Raw genomic sequence first — 18,902 nt, 5'->3', positions numbered from 1 at the left:
GCCTCGAAACGAAGCGGGAAAAGATAAATACTCATCTTTTGTCAAGATGGGAAGTACAGAAATATCACCGGACATTTTGTATTCCGTCATTTTATTTGAGGGTTAAGGTTCAATGCATTCAGAATGACCGTAAGAGCTATAACGAGGTGAATCTATCATTTATTCCCATTTTCATTCTAAATTAATAACGATTTAAGCATAGTTACTATCACAATAAACTTTCAATAATTCTTCTGCTACCTTCATTTTCTGAAAGATACCTCCAGAACAAAATAAATTCATAAAAGTCCTTCCAAATCAATATGATTTAGTTAAAGCACATAAGGAGATGGCTTAAGGACAGAACTCATCATTAGCATACTGGAAGCGGGGGCAATTCTCAATGATACGAGCGATCATAGGAAGTCGCATGTTTTGCGAAGCGCCATTGATCAAAGTAACAGTCTGGAATGAAAATGTTTGGGAAACTACCCATGGATCTAAATCAGACCAGGTTAGGAAAATTTATCCCAAAGGCATACATGGCGCGATCGCCGATGGCTTGCTTCCCTACGGGTTCGAAGTCCGGACGACCGTTTTGCAGCAGCCGGATAACGGCTTGTCAGAAGCTGTGCTAAACGATACCGATGTGTTGATCTACTGGGCGCATATTGCCCATGCGCAAGTATCGGATGAGATCGTCGACCGCCTTCAGCGCAGAGTGTTGGAAGGCATGGGGCTCATTCTTCTGCATTCGGCACAAAGTTCCAAAATATTTAAAAGATTGATGGGCACCTCTGGCAGGCAGAAGTGGCGTGAGTATGGAGAGAAAGAACGGCTGTGGGTCGTCAATCCCGCTCATCCGATTGCGGAAGGAATCGGGCCCTATTTTGAATTAGAGAAAGAGGAAATGTACGGTGAGTTTTTCGATATTCCCGCCCCCGACAGCCTCATTCTGATAGGCTGGTTTCAAGGCGGGGAAGTGTTTCGCAGTGGATGTACGTTTTACCGGGGATTAGGCAAAATTTTTTATTTCCAGCCTGGCCATGAAACGTTCCCAACCTATCACAATCCGACAGTACAAAGAGTTATGGCTAATGCCGTACGATGGGCGGCCTCTCCACATGGGGAGGTTGTTTATGGAAATACATTGCCATTGGAAAATATCAGCAAGTTCTGAGCTGCAGAAGAACCCTTCGATTCTCGAAGGGTTCTTCTTTACTTTATTTTATTTGCCCTGCCACATAATCTGCTGTTCGCAGTGCCAAAGCCATGATGGACAGAGACGGATTAGCCGACCCGCTGCTTGGAAGGACGCTGCCGTCCGCTACATAAAGCCCTAACACTCCATGAATTTGGCCGTAACGGTTTGTAGCCGAAGTCATCGGGTCGCCTCCCATGCGGCAGGTTCCCATCTCATGGAGCTCTGCACCCGGATCGGCCGTATTCATGGAGGTCAAGGACACCCCCATCGCCGTAGTGGCCCTCTCGATCCCGACTTTCATTTCTTGAATCGTCATCATATCTTGCTGGCTGTAGGAGAAATCGATGTGTAGCTTTGGCACTCCATACGTATCCCGTATGCAGGGATCCAAAGCAACTTTATTCTCATACCGTGATTCGACTGCACCCGATACTCTAATATCAACATCCCGTATTTCCATTAAAGGTTCAATATCGTACTGGGCAATAAGGTACTTGCCTTCGATTTGCATCTGAAACTGGCGTTTATTCGTTCCGGGAACCAGGATGCGCAAAGGACCAAGAATTTCAGGGAACTCCTTGCGGGAGATGATGCCTGTCGCATTTACCCTGGAATGACCGGATAAGTAATGTCCGATTGCATGACCAGAAATGCGGGAATTCAGTAGAATTTGCGGCGTCGAGAGCGCGCCTGTAGATAGAATCACATTTTTTGCGTTGATATAATAGGAATGCAAGTCTGGGGTCATCACCTTAACTCCCGCAGTTTTGCCCTTCTCTGTGAGAACCTCAACTACACGGGCATTGACGGCCAAATCATAGGAGGCGTTCATCGCTTGAGCTAACACTACGATCGAACTGTAAAAAGCATTGGACCGAATCAGGCCATTGTTGCTCGGTTGGAGGTTGAGAGCCAGAGGCTGGTCGACAGCTTCCGGAAACCCTCGATTTTGAAGCCTCTTAAGCAAGATTTGGGTGAAAGAAGCCTCCTTGGTAAAGTCCTGAGTAACACATATCATTCTTTCCGCCAATTGATAATAGAAATTCATCTCTTGCATCGTGACAGGCCATGAGGCAATGACTGAATCATGCATTCGCGGACTTACTATTCCCCAGAACAAAGTTCTTCCCCCGAGGGCAAAAACTTGCTTAGATTGATAATTCGGCGTGTCCGTGGGTACCGCCACACTGTTGAAATAATCTCCATATAAGGCATCGGTCATCGTTGCAATATTGACAAAGTGGGTTGGCAGAAGCAGTCCGCCTCTCTCCAACACACCAACTCGTTTCCCGCTTCCTTTCAGTTGCTCGATCAACCGCCAGAGGACCGCTCCTCCCCCAATCCCGGTTCCAACAATCAGGACATCGTATTCGGTTTTTTCCATGTCTTCCAATGATGTAAGAGGAATCCATGTCGGTTCTTGTTGAACTGCATGAGCTTGGGGATAGATAGGAGGCGGGGGACACGATTGGGATTGCGTCTTAACGAGGGATTCGGGAATTCGCAGCTGCTTCCCTTCAAGATCTGTTTCCGAATCTGCAACATGCGGGTTGATCGCGCGCAGTTCATCCATATGAACACTAAGTCTCTCACAGATAGTAAGTAGAGTATCCCCGCGATTCGCGACATAAATCCTCATAATCGTCCACTGCTCCTTTCGATTGCCGTGTATGGTCATGAATACTAAAATGATTCATACTCACTTGGTTTGTCCTTCCATTCGGCTAACCTTTCGCTTGAGCCGCCAAGTAATCCGCCGTACGTATGGCCAGAGCCACGGTAGTTAGTGTCGGATTCGCGGCTCCCCCTGTCGGAATAACACTGTTATCGGCTACATAAAGTCCGCTGATGCCGTGAACTTGACCGAAACGGTTCGTGACTGATGTTGCGGGATCCAGTCCCATTCGACACGTACCCATTTCATGGCCATCCTGTCCAGGCAAACTCAAACACACAGGCGGGATGCCATCGGGAGCGACCAATTGGATACGCATAGCGTTGGCTGCCCTATGGAGCCCTTCCTCCATGTGGTTGATAACCTCTATATCCTTTTTGCTGTAAGTGAATTGAACGTTTATTTCGGGGATGCCATCATCATCCTTTTTATTCGGGTCAAGTGAGACATAGTTCTCAGCTCTTGATTCCACCATCCCCAAGCATACTCCTAATATGTCTAGTTCGTCTTGGAGCGGTTCTTGTCGATAATGATACCAGTAATAGGACCCAGGACCATTAAATATGAGCTGGAATTTGCGATCAACGGATCTTGGAATTAATATATTACAATTGCCTAAACTCTCTGGAAACTCACTGCGACTGACTTTTGTATTGCCGATAATGCGAGAATGATTCATCAAATAATGACCGATGGCCGGGTTCTGTATGCCCGAACACAAGAGAATGCGCGGGCTTTCCATCGTACCTGCTGAAATGACGACCTGCTTGGCACGAATGACATGCGGCGATTTGTCCGGAGTCATAACGACGACCCCTTCTGCCCTTCCTTTCGTTGTAAGCACTCGGAAAGTGCGTGCTCCCACAGCAAGATCAAAAGGAGCGGTATGATAGGCCATGGCCAAAAACAAGAACGAACTGAAAAAAACATTGGAATGTACCCTGCCGAGCTGCGTCTGCTGCAAATCGGCTGCCATAGGCAAGTCGATCGCATCCGGAAATCCGTTCCCACGCAGTCGATCAAGCAGCATTTGAGTCATTTCCGCCCCTTTGGTATACTGATTCGTTACGTTCATTACGTTCTCGGCGATGTTGTAATAGCCTTTCAAGTCTTCATAAGTGATCGGCCAACCGGTAAAATCCATAGGATCCAGTCGGGGAGCGGTCACGGCCCACAGCAGCGTTCTTCCTCCTAACGCGCGGAATCGTTTCATAGCCCATGGCAGCGACTCTATTGCCTGCTCTCGAATAGCCGAACGATCAGGCCAGTGCAGCCCGACTGTTGTGCTGTTCCATAATTCCTGCAATCGCTCAAATGTATAAGTGGGCATATTCATGAGATGGGTGGGAGCAAGAGGGTAACCGGCTTCAATGACCCCAATCCGCTTGCCGCTTTTGGCCCATTGCTGCGCCAATCTCCACAACACCGCCCCTCCGCCAGCCCCCGTGCCTACAATGATGGCATCGTACTCCTTCTTCCCCATTTGTTCGATCGGCGTTAGCGGGATCCATTCATACGGATTTTGTGCAGGAGCAGGAGTAGAACACACTGGAATCGGTAAAGTCCACATCGCCAAACCTCCCTAAGACTTGATTATGCCGCATATTCCGTCATGACCTGGTCTTTCAATTCTTCGTTTGGCTAACGATATGATCGGCTGTCCGCATCGCCAAAGCAACGGTCGTCAACATCGGATTTGCCGGTCCAGACAGTCGGACAACGCTGGTATCGGCAACGAACAGGTTTGAGATGCTATGGATTTGACCATAGTGATTCGTTGCAGACGTTTCCGGATCAAGCCCCATTCGGCAGGTGCCGCATTCATGATTGTCTTCCCCAGGCTTGATCATCCAAGGCTCTTTTTCTAAATCCAATTGCATACTGCCAACCGCGCTTCGCATCACATGGAATAACTCAGGAATCCTCGCCCTATCCTGATTGCTGTGCGAGAAATTTACTTGCAAGCGCGGAACTCCGTATTCGTCCTGAGTGCCTGGTTCAAGGAATACTCGGTTTTCATATCGCGGTTCCACCGTCCCTGTAGATACAAATCGAAATTTCAGTTCTTCCAAGATCGGTTTTTGTTCATAGGAATACCAATAATAGTTAAAAGGACTTGTGCCGAAGCCGTAAAGACTCATCCAATTGTTTCTGGGTACGGGAACCCACATGGCGGCTACGCCCGCCACTTCACCGAATTGGCTCCGTTTGCCTTTCGCATCCGCAAAGACTTTCATATGATTGACTACATAATGCCCTATTGCTCGCCCAGGAACGCCGGAATGAAGAAGCAGCCGCGGCGTTTCCCATGCGCCGCAGGAAAGAATGACCGTTTTCGCACGAATCGTATAGACTTTCTTGTCCCGGGTCATGACTTGGACGCCTGCGGCTTTCCCTTTATCTGTCAGTACTTGCACCACACGCGTATTGACGGTCAAATCGAAAGGTCTCCGATTCAGCGCATAAGATAAAAAGTTAATCGAACTAAAAAATACATTCGAATGGACCTGTCCGTACTTGGTAGTCTCGAGATCGACGGCCAAAGGTGTATCAGTTGCAGCGGGAAACCCGTTCGAGCGAAGACGGTGAAGCAGCGCTTCCTGAATCGATGACCCGGCGGTATATCTGGTGGTTACATTCATGAATTGTTCGGCGATCAAATAATAGGGAACAAGCGCATCATAATTAATCGGCCAAGACTTAAAATCTTCCTGATTTAAACGAAGCGACATCAAATACCACTGTAGTGTTTTTCCCCCTAATGCCCTAATGAGTTTAGCTCCCGGGTATTCCGGCCAAGCCTTTCCGATATACTCTGAATGCAGCGGATTTTCAAAATATTGGTTAAACCGCGCATCATTCATTGTAGGCATATTCATCCCGTGCGTCGGTAATAAAAGGGGGCCCGATTCGATCATACCGATCCGTTTGCCGTTTTTTCCCCACTGCTGACATAGTCTCCAGAGTGCGGCTCCACCACCGGCCCCGCTGCCGACGATGATTACATCGTATTCGGTCTGCGACATCTTCTCGATCGGTGTTAAAGGAATCCAATGATCCATGTTATCAGTTTCTTTGCTCATTGACGGTTCACATCCTTTTATCAATCATAAATGGAGTTCTACTGTCAGACTGGACTCAAAAAGCTGTATATCACGTAAAATAATTGTATGGCTACTTTCAATTATTTGAATATCTCGTAATGAAATAATGGTAGCCTACCACATGCGTAACAAGATCCTGAAGTAACTCCTTCATGTAATTGAATTTTTTATTTCCAACAATTGTTTGGAAATACACTGTTACGTACTTATATAGTGGAAATATTCAGAAAATTTAGCATCTCGTCATCCTTTCAAGATCACATAGTTTGGCACCCCAAATCGTAATAGCCTTGTAACCTTGGAATAGTTTTCTTTTACCAAGAGGAATATTTCCAGATACTGCCTTGTTAGATAGTGGGAAGAAACCCATTTACTCGCCAGTCTTCTTCTTCATCAGTTCGAAATCATAAATGACCCTTGAATAACAAATGCAGCTTTCCCGTCCAGAATTCATCCTCCTTCAAAAATGTAAGATATATCGCATTACTAGACCTTTCGCTCTTTCAATGTTGAAAGGGCTTCACTCATTATAGTAACCGAAAGGATAATCGCTTTTAATGAGGTATATTTATCATTTATTTCGTTTTAAGACACATCTTTCTTGTTCCTTCACACTTTCTCACATTTACTAATTTACCTATGCTCGGTACGCCGTCGCGATGTTAGCGAAGCATCCGTTTTCCTAAAATAACGACCATTTCCTCTCGGCTGATTGTTTGATCCGGCTTAGAGAATCCGTTTTCGTAACCGGCAATCCCCCCTACGTTAGCAAGCTTCTCAATAACGCCCTTAGCCAATTATCTTAAAAAAGGATCAATCAGGAATTTATTTGTCAGCGTGTGTAAATAAAAGGGAGAGATACTAGATCTCCCCCCCTAATCTGCCAATGAAGATCTAACAGATGATCTCTAACTTCTGGATTAGAAATAAAGCGTTTTCATTTGGTGACTAATACATAAAATAAATATCTCATTGAAGTGAAATGAGATAAACGAAAATAGTCGCTATACAGTACTTTTCGTACAGGTACTGTATAGCGACTATGAGATTCTGCTTACCTACAATTAAAGTTGTTTTATTGCAAGATCGCTCTGGCTACAATGGCAAGGTCTGTAATGTCTACTTTGCCGTCATGGTTGACATCCGCTTTCTCATTCCAGCCCGCTTGACCTGGTTCTTTGCCGTAAGAGGCTGCTACGGAAGCCAAGTCTCCAATTGAGACACCACCTCCATTGAAATCTGCGGTTATTAACTTGCTTTCAAACGATTGAACGGCTGCTTCCAATGCAGCTTTCGCATTATCCACCTGCTGTTGCGTCGCGTTTGAATTATTCGCTATTGCACGGGCCGTATCAATAGCCGACTGCAATAAAGCTTTGGAGCCAATCACATACAGTCCGTCATCATTTCCTTCCACAGCTGCAGCGTACTTCGCCTGAGCGCTTGTGATCGCATCGTTCAAGAGCGACTTATCTACAGGGATGCTTGGTAGAGTTATTTGTATCTCGCGTGAGGAGCTACCTACCTGCAGTTCATTCCCCTGTGCATTAGCAATCTTAACTTGGTCTACAGAAATTGTTGTATTGGTTGCCTGGGTGACAGATTTGGCCTTAAATTGGATGGATAGCAAATCGCCTTGAGCAGGCACGTTCACGCCCGCACTTGCAACCAAAATACGGAGTTGTCCCGGAACTGTATCATTTTTATCGATGACTTGGAAACCGTTTACCAGGGATGTCACCGAATCGAACTGTACACTCGCAGGGTCATACTGTAGTGTGAAATCTTGGGCGTACACTTGCTGATATACGCTTTGCGTAACGTCACTCAGTCCCATTGTCAAAGTGAAGGTTTGGCCAGCAAGTACCTGCTGTACACCTGTCAATGTAGACTTTGGTGTTGCTGGCGCTGGCGGTGCAACCAGCTCAAACCAGTTAATATTCCATGCGCCTACTTCTACGCGCAGCCTTATCGTATGTTGGCCGGCACTTAAGGAAACTTCGTCGGATACGGTACTCCAATTCTGCCAACCCCCGGTTGACGGCAGCGATGTTATTTTTTGAGAAACACCATCTACAAGGAAATTAACTCTGCCTGTATTCCCAGTGTTTACAGATACCCTGTAATTTAGCTTATAAACACCTGTCTCTGGCACATTTACAGCGTAGTCCATCCAATCTCCCGGATCTGTATATCCTACATTTTTTGTACCCTCTGAGGCGTTCTCTAACTGAATCCCAGACATAGCAACATAATTTTCTGCTTCAACTTTACCAACAAATTGTACAGCTACGCTAATGCTTGTTTTCAATGGCACGTTGTAGGGATTTGCCACCCGTGTTGGCAAAGCTACAGTTCCATTAACAGTGAAGGTCTGTGCTGTCTTTACAGTGGGATCATAGTTTGAAGCATCTACATGCCATGTCACATTAGCATCCACACTGTATACATCGGTATCCATGGATACTGTCTTTGGTAATCCAAGGGCGTCCGCTGTCTTTGCCGTTCCGATGTTCACTCCTGTGATGGCTACCGGCGCATTGATGTTCATGAGATTCAAAGGTACCCCAGTCGGAAGCACCGGCGTGATAAATTTCATTTCCGACAAACCGAGATTCCCCGGTCCAAAACCGGCTACCTGGAATTTGACCCATGTCACCTTCTTATTAGGGAAAGTTACAAAATAAACGCTCCCGTCATTCGGGATTCCTGAAACCGTCAAAGTGCTTCCGTCGCTGAAAGTAAGCGTTCCGCCTTGCGCCCAGTCGTCTTTGTTGCGCCGATCATAGAAAAAAATCTTGTTGACCGTTTGATTCGTCGGCCAATTCACCTGGATCCATGGATTCTGTTCTCCCCTAGATATCCATTCGGTTTGCCCTATGATGCCATCGAACGCTTTGGAGGGAGAATCGCTACCGCTATACGATGAAGCGGTAATTGTGGCGGTCGACGTTGAGATCTTATTTACAGTTACGTTAATGCTTGTTGCCAAAGGCACGTTATTGGGATTTGCCACCCTAGTTGGCAAAGTTATAGTTCCATTTACAGTGAAGGTCTGTCCAATCTTTGCAGTGGGATCATAGTCTGAAGAATCTAGACTCCATGTCACATAGGCATTCCCCCTGCCTTCATCGGTAAACAAGGATACTGTCTCTGGCAATCCAAGGGCGCCCGTTGTCTTCGCCGTTCCGATTTCCACCTCTGTTAGGGCAGCAGGCGCAGTGATGCTGCTTAACTTACCACTGTTAACATTAAGTTCAATGTCCTGCGATGAACGGTTATACATGGAATCGTCGGCGAATACCCTGAGTATATATGGCGTAGTCGGCGACACACCTGTGAACTTATATTGCCTGTTTTCTTGGTATGGTTTCTCTAGCGGCAGCGAAAGGCTGTTAAACGATTTGTCCACTTTCCCCGTGAGCCTGTTGATAAGCTGAATATTATATTCCAAATTGCGCACATTGTCATTTGCTTGCTTTAGTGTAAAATTAACTTCGCCGTTATTGAAGGAATCGATCTTAATACCCTCGTCAAAGTGCGGAGCTATGAGATCTCTTGTATCGCTCTTGTTATAGGTAAAGGCATCTTTGCCATCGCCAACGTTGACTACACGTGGTATGCTTACAAATTCATCTGTAGCTAAATTATACTGTTTGATGATAATTTTCGTACCGTAAATCTCCATGAAATTCGAGATGCGAGGTGTGGTATTATATGCAATATACGAGCCTTCTATATATCCGCCGTACGGACCACCATCAATATAACTGGAATAGTTCGACCCACCGGAATCGAGGAACGTAGCCGAGCCTTGAAAGAGAGAACGTTCGTCGGTCGGGTCGTATTGCGTATGACCTGACATATAAAACACCTGCGAGAAGTTATTGTCGGCAATAAATTTACCGAAACTATTACTTGCACCGCTGCTCCATTGCTGTGACCACACGGTTCCGCCTATCGGGTAGTGAGACATGGCAAGTATAGGTTTTTTCGGATCATAATCCGGTTCACTTTTAATTTGGTTGAGAAAATTGGTGGCTTTTCCCACCGTGTTACTGTTGTTAACATTTGCATCAAAACCAATCAGATTATATCCTTTTATCTTTACCCTATAAGCACTGTTAGAGAAATCATTATTGTACGAATTCGTTGATTCGTTCCACGCGCCCGCCGTACCTTCAGGTATGAAGGCTTCGGAGCCGCCCATATCATGATTGCCTCTTACTACATAGAACTTCGTCGTGTTAAATAAGCCCTCAGCTTTAAGTTTGTTGTATACGGTTTTAAAACTACCCATCCACACATATTCATTGGCGTTGTTACCGCCGGTAATGTCGCCAGGCTGCACAATAACGTCGGCCTGCGGAAATACTTGCAAGCTTTTTCTAATATCTGCTTCCTGACGCGTATTTACAGCATTACCATTGTATTCCGGGTCGCTGATATCCGCTATATTTAAATCGGCGGGAGTTAGTGTTTTATTGCTTTTTTGATAAATGAATATGGCGTTGCTTAGTTCACGTACGTAATAATTGATGGTTTCCTGTGTATATAATTTTACATTTTGCGTTGTTGCAACCGTAGTTGCCGTATTGAAAACTTTTTTCAAATAATCAAAATCGGTTTGGCTGAAGCCGTTGCCGAGACCGCCTGCAATAAGTGAATTCGCTTCTGCTATGGTGTCGTTAAGTGCTTTCATAACTACTTTATTTAAACCGTAACTTTTATAATTAGCTTTTACTACATCGCTGCTAATTGCACCTTTCCAAACCTTCAGATCATCAATATCGAATGAATTACTACCATTGCCGCCCACTCCGTCGCTGCCTATATTCAATGGGTTCGATGTATCTAATGATCCGAGCCCCAGCGATGTTTCAGCCATTTCGTAACCATCAATATACAACGTCCCGAGCATTTTATCTCTGTCTACAACAAATGTCACGTAACGCCAAGTGGAAGCATTAAACGTGTCGCGCCCAAAATTTACTGGAGCGGCGGGGAATCCAAAATTCATGTTGACCGAATTGGCTGATGTATAAATCGCCCAGCCTGCGTTGGTGCTCTTACTAAAATCCTTGTTCGATACGATTACCTGATTATTCTTCGTGTCGCCCTTATACCAGAAGGATGTAGTAAAACTCTCATTGCCAACATTCAAGCTTTGCGTCGTACCGACATAATTGCCATTCCCGCTTTCTACGTGCAGCGCTTTAGTCCCGGGTAATACACCGTCTACATAACTAACATTCCCATGTGCTGTCAACGAATGCCCTTGGTTTGCATCGTCGTTTAAATTATTGTCGAATTTAATCGATGCCAGAAGGGGGTTGGCATTTACTTCGTTACTCTCTGCATGTACTGCGGTGTTCGATAAAGTACCCATTAACATCATTGATGCGAGGGTAAAGGATATAACTCTTTTCACTACAAAAAACCTCCATACTTTAGTTTTTTTAAGCGTTTGTTCAACAAGCTTGTAAAATAGAGTAAAAACAAAGCAATCCAAAGTCAGCGCAGTTTGCTTCCCAAAGTGCTTAGAAAGGTTTCGAAGCGATAAATACCCTGGCTTCATAACGAATGCTCCTTTTTAACTAAATTCCCGAAAATGGGAAGGATGCCAACTTCGGCATCCCTAGTAATCCAGCTTCTACTTTTTCGGCTCTGATTTGGCATCATATTTCTTTGACCAGTCCGCCAGCACAGCTTCACGGTCTCTAGCAGCTTGATACAAATCTAACTTGGTCAATTGCGATACCGGATCTTTACTGTAGCCTTCAGGAATTGTATTTCCTTCTTGTTTAATACTTAAGATAGCGTAATTTTTATTGTATTCCTTCATAGGCTCAGCGCTGATCGCCCAATCCAAGAACAACTTCGCTTCCGGCTTAATGTCCTTCTTTTTCACTAATGCATTGGCTTCCATATCCCAACCTGATCCTTCTTTAGGGAAAATAACTTCAATCGGTGACCCTTTTTTCTTCTCTAAGATGCCGCTGTATCCATATGAGATACCAATCGGAGCTTCTCCTGAAGCTGCCATTTTCGCAGGTTTGGATCCAGAATGGGTATAAATCATCATGTTATCATGCAATTTATCCATAAAAGTCCAAGCTTTATCCTTACCGTACAATTGGATAAGTGCATTAACCGTCAAGTATCCTGTTCCTGAGGATGCAGGATTCGGCATAGCAATTAATCCTTTGTATTCCGGCTTACCTAGGTCCTCATAAGATTGGGGAATCGCCAAGTGGCGTTTTTCCATTTCCACCTTGTTTACAATGATGGCTGTCTCCCAGATATCAATACCGACCCATTTGGGAATACTCGATTTATCTTTAAATTCAGGGAGTACCTTATCGACACCTTTAGGCGCATAAGGCTCCAACATTTTTTGATCATCCATAACAAGCAAGCTTGTTGCGGCCAATCCCCAGATGACGTCGGCTTGAGGATTTTCCTTTTCTGCAATCAACTTGGCTGTCATAATCCCTGTCGAATCACGAACTATGTTCACTTTAATCGTAGGATTCTGAGACTTAAAGGAAGTAAGATACGTTTTAATTTGTTCTTCTTCCATTGCGGAGTAGACAGTGATTTCTGCCGGTTTACTTGCAAGGGCTGCTGTTGTCGGACTCGGTTGGCTGCTGTTTGGAGCAGGGCTTACCGGCTTTGCTGTACCGCACCCTGCCAACAATCCAGTAATAAGTAACATAGACCCAAGTGATTTCCATTTCGTTCTCATCGTTAATCCCCTTTTCCCGATATCATAGTTTTGAGACGAATCTACTTCGATTGTGTTGGTCGATACGAACTAATTAAGCAGAGAAGCAAAGCTTAAAAATTCAATCATTTTTGGAATTTCAAGATAACATTGCTTTTTGTTTCCGATTAACTATTACGTACAATAATTATTGTACACTTAAAGCGTATTCTGTGTGTCAACTGAACGTAAACTCACTAATAAGATTATGTAAATGCACACCTACATTTTTTTGAATCTATCAGTCGATCAAGAATAGGGAAGTGAGCATTCTAATGTCACAAAAAGAAGGAAATCACGCATCAGAGCAAAGGGGGCGTATCAGACAAGACATCATAGATGCTATTGCAGAAACGATGGATTTGTACGGAGGAACTCATTCATCTAGTCAATTGTACGGGATTATGTTCTTTAAAGATCGGCCGATGACTCTCGATGAGATGAAAATTCGAATGAATATGAGTAAAAGTAACATGAGTTATGCGGTTAGATCATTGGTGGAATCCCAAATGGTGAAAAAGCTAGAGGAAAAACAGGAGCGAAAAGAGCTGTATGCTGCTGAGGTTGATTTTTTTCTTGCGTTTCAAAACTTCTTCACACTAAAGCTCCAGCGTGAAATCAATGTAATAACCAAAGCCATAAGTAAGCGCTTCCTAAGTTGACAAAATTGATTCTTGACGAACATATAACAGATATGGAGCGTAATCTTGCTCTTCAAGATTTATATAAACTTCGGCATGGGCATGCACGTGTAATGTTGCCATCCGGATGGAACGATCCATCCTCATACCCATCAAAAACGCGAATGCTGTCATCCGAGATGGAGAGCAAAAAGGCCGGGCCTGAGGTTGCATGTATACTGACTGATGGAAGTACAATCATTGTTACAAGAAATATCAGACTGAACGCGTGTATTTTTTTTTCATCCAAGAAGTCTCCCTTGCCTATAACCAAGCAAAAAAGCTGACACTGGTCCAATCACCAATGTCAGCTTTTCTCTACCACTTTATTGCTTCTTCAGTTTTTCATAACCTTGTTGGGCTTCCGCCATCACCTTGTCGCCACCCATTTTATTCCATTCACTAACGTATTTGTCAAAATCGTCCACTGGTTTTTTGCCAATAATCATATCAGTAAACGTTTGCATCGTCAGCTTGTCCAGCATTTTTATATAATCGTTATAAATCGGTTTGTCTATGGGGCCAAGAATGTCATATCTCCCTTTACTCATGTTCATCAGCTTGTTTCGAACGGGAATAACAGATTTATCTTTCGTGGTAAAATGAATCAATTCTTCATTAAAATTGTCGTTCCACCCCCCCGGTACTGAGTATGGTGCATCAAAGCCATATTCCTGCCGTTCTTTCTTATCGTTATACGGCGGGATAAATTCATAACTGCCATCAGACGATTTTTGAAACGTCTTGCCTTCCTCTCCATATATTTCCGCGATTTTAGCATCGATATCAAAGGAAGCATAATCAAATACCTGCAAATATTTGATCATTTTGTTATGATCATTTTCCAGGTGCTTACCAAACATGATGTCTACTCCGAATAAAGCGTTGGACTGCACCATGCCGAACTTCCCACCCGGCCCTTTAGGTCCTGGAGTCATGACGAACCCTGCATTCGGATTTTGCTTATGAAGCGCTGCATACGTATCATTGCAGCAGAACACACCATCTTGAGCTAACCCCCACCAAATATCCACTATAGCTCCGGCTTTCCCCTGAACTATTTTCTCTCGAACATTGTTTTTTTTATTAACAATAAATTCAGGATCAATCAACCCATTTTGGTACCAACGGTTCAAAACCTTCAATGCTTCTTTCGCTTCAGGCAAAATCTCGCCGCGTACGATTTTGCCGTTATTTTCAATAAACGCTCCGGGATATACACCATACGCTCCGAATACAAAATCAAACAAACTGTCGACTCCTAAAGCAGTTCCTGTAAGACCGTAAGTATCTTTCTTACCGTTTCCGTCCGGATCGTTGTTTCGGAATTTAGTGAGCGTATCTTCCATCTCCTCAATCGTTTCCGGCGTTTTAGAAATTCCAACTTTCTTCAGCCAATCTTCTCGCAACCCGACAACTTTCCCAGTTGGACCCATGTCAAAAATTCCTGGAAGTCCATATATCTTGCCGTCTCTGCGCAAGTATTTAAACGGATCGTCACCTAATATCTTTGTGATGAAGGTCCAATATTTCGGTGCATACTTTTTCAAATCCTCTGGCTTGATTTCGGCTACCACATCTTGGCTTACCATCCTGTCATATTCCTGGAAATTCAAATTCTTCCACCAATCTGGAATATCGCCGGAAGCAATTGCCAAACTCAGCTTCTCTTTGGCTGTGTCCGGAGATGCCACATAAAAATCGGCGTCAAAATTGAATTTGTTTTTCAAAAAATTCATGTAATACCCGTCGATTTTCGTCTGGTCGGGATAAGACGTCCAAAAATGCAGCTTTGCCTCGGCAGACTTCGTGGTCTTCTGAGCATTGCTTGATTCCGGTTTGTTGTTTTTCTTCCCAGCAGATGACTCGTTCGAACATCCAGCTAACATCATAGCTAGCATGCTAAAACTATAAAGCACAGATAAAACGATCTTCTTTTTTATCATTTACCCCTCTCCTTCACTACACCTAACATAATGTCTTGTATCCAATGAAATTATACGTGCGCATCTTCGGCATCCTTGTGTGGTTCTTGTTTCAACTGTTCCCTGAACATGGGAATGACGACCTGCATCGTCGTACCTTGTCCCACTTCGCTGCTCACCGTAATTCCATAAGCGGTGCCAAAGTGAAGCTTGATCCGCTCATTGACGTTTTTAAGCCCGTACCCCATTGACTCCATCTTCCTCACTTTGTTCAAGACATCGACTTCCATCCCCGGCCCGTTATCCTTTATGGTAATCTCTATCGTTTCTGTGCCCAGGCTCGCTGATATGAACAGTTGGCCCCTCCCCTCAGTCTTCTGGTTAAGTCCGTGCTTGATCGCATTTTCCGCAAGCGGCTGCAAAATCATATTGATCACATCGTATCGGTACACTTCCTCATTAATACTGTAAGAAACGTCAAAACTATGATCATTCGTGATCAACATAATATCCAAATAGGATTTCACATTCTCTAATTCACTGTGGATTGACGTATAATTTTCTCCGTTGTTCAGCGCCGTACGGTAATACTTCGACATGGCCGTGACGATGTGGCTGATTTCGTAAGATTTCATTTTCAGTGCCTTCCAGTTGATGGACGATAATGTATTGTACAAAAAATGTGGATTCATTTGCGCTTGCAATGCAATAAGCTCCTTGCCGCGAACCTCGCGAAGAAGCTCCTTGATACGGATAAGCATATTACCAAAACGAATGGTAAGCTCGCCAATCTCGTCTCTGGAAGAGCTGTGAACATCGATTTCCAGTTCTCCGTTTTCCACTCTTTCCATCCATCCATTGAGATTGTAAATACGCCGAATCATTCCGCTCGTGAAGATTGAAATGATGACAAGAAGAATGACAATGCATATACCGATGATGATAACGGTCGCATACAAGATTGGAGTCGCATCCCCCGACACCTGGCGAATGGGAACGAAACAATGAAGTGTCCATTTGGTATTGGCTATTTCTCTTTTATACACCATCATCTTGATGCCACCCAACACAGAGATTCCTTCCTGCCTGCCAACCAGCTCGGAAGGCACGAGTCCGTTTACTTTACTGACATTCGAGTATATGATCTCGCCTTCGGGACTCTCGATCATCACCACATAGTCCTGCAGGAGATTCGCGGCATCTTCGAATATTTGATCCGCCACAACGCGCATATACAAGATATGGTGGCCTGACAAGAACGTTTCTGGAAACTTGTTGACGACGACAAGCTCGTTAGGAGAAGTATTCGTGGAATGATTGACATACCAGTGAAGTCCGGATTTGCCGACCGCTTCCCGATACCAGACTTGATTGAGCTCGCCTGCTGAAGAGCGTACATAATCGCCGTATTCCGGAATATTGCTATCGGTATAGATAGTCAATTTCCTAATCCGATTATTTGACGTGAGCAGCATACTGAAATAAGGGTCCAAAAAATCTTTCAATTGATTGGCAAGTGATGAAAGGTTCGCTTGTTCTTCATTTCGGGAGGATAAGATCCCTTGAATAGTTCGGTTTCCGATAATCAAATTGACCAGGTTATGGAAGTGATCGATTTTGTAAGCAATATTATCGGAGGCTGTTCCGATATTTTTTTCAATATTTTGCATAGCCTGACTTTTCAACAGTTGTATGGACTGGACATACGAGAAGATGCCTAGTACCAAGATCGGAATGATAATAACGATGAGGTACGACAATAGTAGTTTTTGCTTGAATTTTAGTCTGTCGATTAGTTTTTTCATAGTCCTTGCTCTTCTCTGTATTGAGAAGGTGTCTTTCCATATTGATTTTTAAACAAGGCTGAAAAATAGGCGAAATTGTGATAACCGACTTCTTGGCCTATATCCGTAATCTTCTTGTTCGTCCCAAGCAGCAATTGATCCGCTTTTTCTAACCTCAAAGAGGTGATATATTTGATGATGCTCTTCCCCTTGTATTTCTTAAACAAGCGGCTTAAATAAGCGGGACTTAAATAAACCTTCCCAGCTAAGCTTTCGAGCGAGATGTCGCAGCTGTAGTTATCTTCGATCATGCGAACGACATCTTCAATTACTTTGCGATGCGATTCAGACGAACTGCCCTGAGCCATTGTAGACGACTCAATAGCCGAGATCATCACTTGTCGTAGTTCGTTCAATGTCATCGCATTGTGAATTTTCTCCAAACCGATTGAGAAATCGTTTACATACTGTTGAATTGGGTTGCCCACCAAAGATTTAAGCAGCTCAGTAAATACATATTTCACTACATTTTCTGAATAATAGGCATTACTTCTGATGATATCAACTAGCTCAACCCATTTCTCACGCATGCTCTCTCCGGTTTTATGATATATTTGCAAAAGCTGTATCATTTCCAACACGATGTTGACGGCATACTCAGCGCCCTTAAAACCCTCCTGGGTACCTCCTGTAAATAGAACCGATCCACCATCCAGAAAAAAACGGTTTGCTAATATCGTCTCCATCTCAGCGTACTCCTCGGGTATTTGCCGAAGTCTTGAGAGCAAGCCGCTAAAGATCATACATCCATCTTTGCCGTTATTTTCTTCGATCCATTCGATCAATTTGGCACCTGCAAGTCGCAGCTCCTCTTCTGATTCTTGTCGATTACCTTCATAAAAAAGAAGACTCTGCCGTTCGTTCAGATGGATCATATCGACCTTGCGATCTATGATTCCAGTCACAGTCTGCTCCATATCGTAATCCGATCGGTCAAAAAAACGACCGCCAGTGTCAATCATGATCATTCGCAAATATTGAAAACCACTGAAACCTATGACGGAATCACGATCCTCTAGGTCATCTTCCGTGTGTAAAATTCGACCATGAACAAGGTCATATAGAACCTTTTGCTTCTCAAAGCGCAGCCCCATCCCGTACAATTCCTGTATGTTTTCCCAATTCTCTTTTTCTAAGCGCTCCTCCTCACACATTCGAATCACCTGCGAAACCACACGCATAAATTCACCAATCTCAACTGGTTTCAGAATATACTGAATGGCATTCAAATCGATCGCCTTACGTGCGTATTCGAACTCGCCGTAGGCGCTCATGAAGATGACTTTCACGGAAGGACGTGCTTCCTTCACTCTTTCGGCCAATTGGAGCCCATCCATCGATTTCATTTTAATATCTGTCAATAAAATATCAATCTCGTGGTGCTCCATGTATGCTAATGCCGACTCTCCGCTATCGGCCTCGGAAACGTTTACATTCCAATCGAATTGATCAATCAGGAATTTAACCCCTTCTCTTTCCGATCGATCATCATCAACGACAAGTAAATTAAACACTTCTAACTCCTCCAGTTACATAAACTGCTAACTACTTAAGTTGATAACCTGATGGTGCAGTTCGTATAAATCCGAGTCATTCATACACAAGGATTCCCAATATAAAAAGGGACTTCCCCCCATCTCGAAGAAGTTCTTCGGTAACTAAACCAAAAACTCCAAGAACGGTGGGAAATCACCTTATATGTTGTACATATTTAAATATCGGATC

General features: G+C 44.1%; 11 protein-coding genes. 2 read left to right on the top strand and 9 right to left on the bottom strand.

The window, feature by feature from the left end:
* The first annotated feature begins 382 nt into the window (after positions 1 to 382).
* On the top strand, positions 383 to 1,159 hold the full coding sequence (locus AC58PQ_RS23365) for a ThuA domain-containing protein (RefSeq protein WP_497245851.1): 777 nt from the start codon (positions 383 to 385) through the stop codon (positions 1,157 to 1,159).
* 43 nt (positions 1,160 to 1,202) lie between these two features.
* Here the strand turns inward: AC58PQ_RS23365 and AC58PQ_RS23360 are convergent, their stop codons facing one another.
* The 5 genes from AC58PQ_RS23360 to AC58PQ_RS23340 all read right to left on the bottom strand — a co-directional run bounded on the left by AC58PQ_RS23360 (position 1,203) and on the right by AC58PQ_RS23340 (position 12,710).
* Positions 1,203 to 2,822, bottom strand: a complete 1,620-nt coding sequence (locus AC58PQ_RS23360; RefSeq protein WP_497245849.1) for a GMC oxidoreductase — start codon at positions 2,820 to 2,822, stop codon at positions 1,203 to 1,205.
* Between the two features lie 85 nt (positions 2,823 to 2,907).
* Positions 2,908 to 4,428 (bottom strand): GMC oxidoreductase, encoded by a 1,521-nt coding sequence (locus AC58PQ_RS23355; protein ID WP_497245847.1) that lies wholly within the window; start codon positions 4,426 to 4,428, stop codon positions 2,908 to 2,910.
* Positions 4,429 to 4,483: 55 nt separating this feature from the next.
* Complete coding sequence (locus AC58PQ_RS23350) at positions 4,484 to 5,941, bottom strand: GMC oxidoreductase (RefSeq protein ID WP_497245845.1); 1,458 nt, start codon at positions 5,939 to 5,941, stop codon at positions 4,484 to 4,486.
* Positions 5,942 to 7,037: 1,096 nt separating this feature from the next.
* Positions 7,038 to 11,393, bottom strand: coding sequence for a DUF7402 domain-containing protein (locus tag AC58PQ_RS23345; protein ID WP_497245843.1), 4,356 nt, complete (start codon positions 11,391 to 11,393; stop codon positions 7,038 to 7,040).
* A gap of 222 nt (positions 11,394 to 11,615) precedes the next feature.
* On the bottom strand, positions 11,616 to 12,710 hold the full coding sequence (locus tag AC58PQ_RS23340; RefSeq protein ID WP_497245841.1) for a putative 2-aminoethylphosphonate ABC transporter substrate-binding protein: 1,095 nt from the start codon (positions 12,708 to 12,710) through the stop codon (positions 11,616 to 11,618).
* Between the two features lie 293 nt (positions 12,711 to 13,003).
* Here AC58PQ_RS23340 and AC58PQ_RS23335 point away from each other — a divergent pair, with 293 nt between their 5' ends.
* The gene (locus AC58PQ_RS23335) at positions 13,004 to 13,390 is read left to right on the top strand and encodes a GbsR/MarR family transcriptional regulator (RefSeq protein ID WP_497245839.1); all 387 of its coding nucleotides are present in this window, start codon (positions 13,004 to 13,006) and stop codon (positions 13,388 to 13,390) included.
* Positions 13,391 to 13,442: 52 nt separating this feature from the next.
* Here the strand turns inward: AC58PQ_RS23335 and AC58PQ_RS23330 are convergent, their stop codons facing one another.
* The 4 genes from AC58PQ_RS23330 to AC58PQ_RS23315 all read right to left on the bottom strand — a co-directional run bounded on the left by AC58PQ_RS23330 (position 13,443) and on the right by AC58PQ_RS23315 (position 18,691).
* Positions 13,443 to 13,610: an S-layer homology domain-containing protein gene (locus AC58PQ_RS23330; RefSeq protein ID WP_497245895.1), complete on the bottom strand. Its 168-nt coding sequence runs from the start codon at positions 13,608 to 13,610 to the stop codon at positions 13,443 to 13,445.
* Positions 13,611 to 13,734: 124 nt separating this feature from the next.
* On the bottom strand, positions 13,735 to 15,354 hold the full coding sequence (locus tag AC58PQ_RS23325) for a type 2 periplasmic-binding domain-containing protein (RefSeq protein WP_497245837.1): 1,620 nt from the start codon (positions 15,352 to 15,354) through the stop codon (positions 13,735 to 13,737).
* A 50-nt stretch (positions 15,355 to 15,404) separates the two neighbouring features.
* Entirely contained in the window at positions 15,405 to 17,138 is a 1,734-nt protein-coding gene (locus AC58PQ_RS23320) for a sensor histidine kinase (RefSeq protein ID WP_497245835.1), read from the bottom strand.
* Positions 17,135 to 18,691 (bottom strand): response regulator transcription factor, encoded by a 1,557-nt coding sequence (locus AC58PQ_RS23315; RefSeq protein ID WP_497245833.1) that lies wholly within the window; start codon positions 18,689 to 18,691, stop codon positions 17,135 to 17,137. The genes AC58PQ_RS23320 and AC58PQ_RS23315 overlap by 4 nt, the downstream gene beginning before the upstream one ends.
* Positions 18,692 to 18,902: the final 211 nt, after the last annotated feature.

The sequence above is a fragment of the Paenibacillus sp. J22P143 genome (genome assembly GCF_059692035.1).
This window is presented reverse-complemented; position numbering and strand designations above follow the sequence as displayed.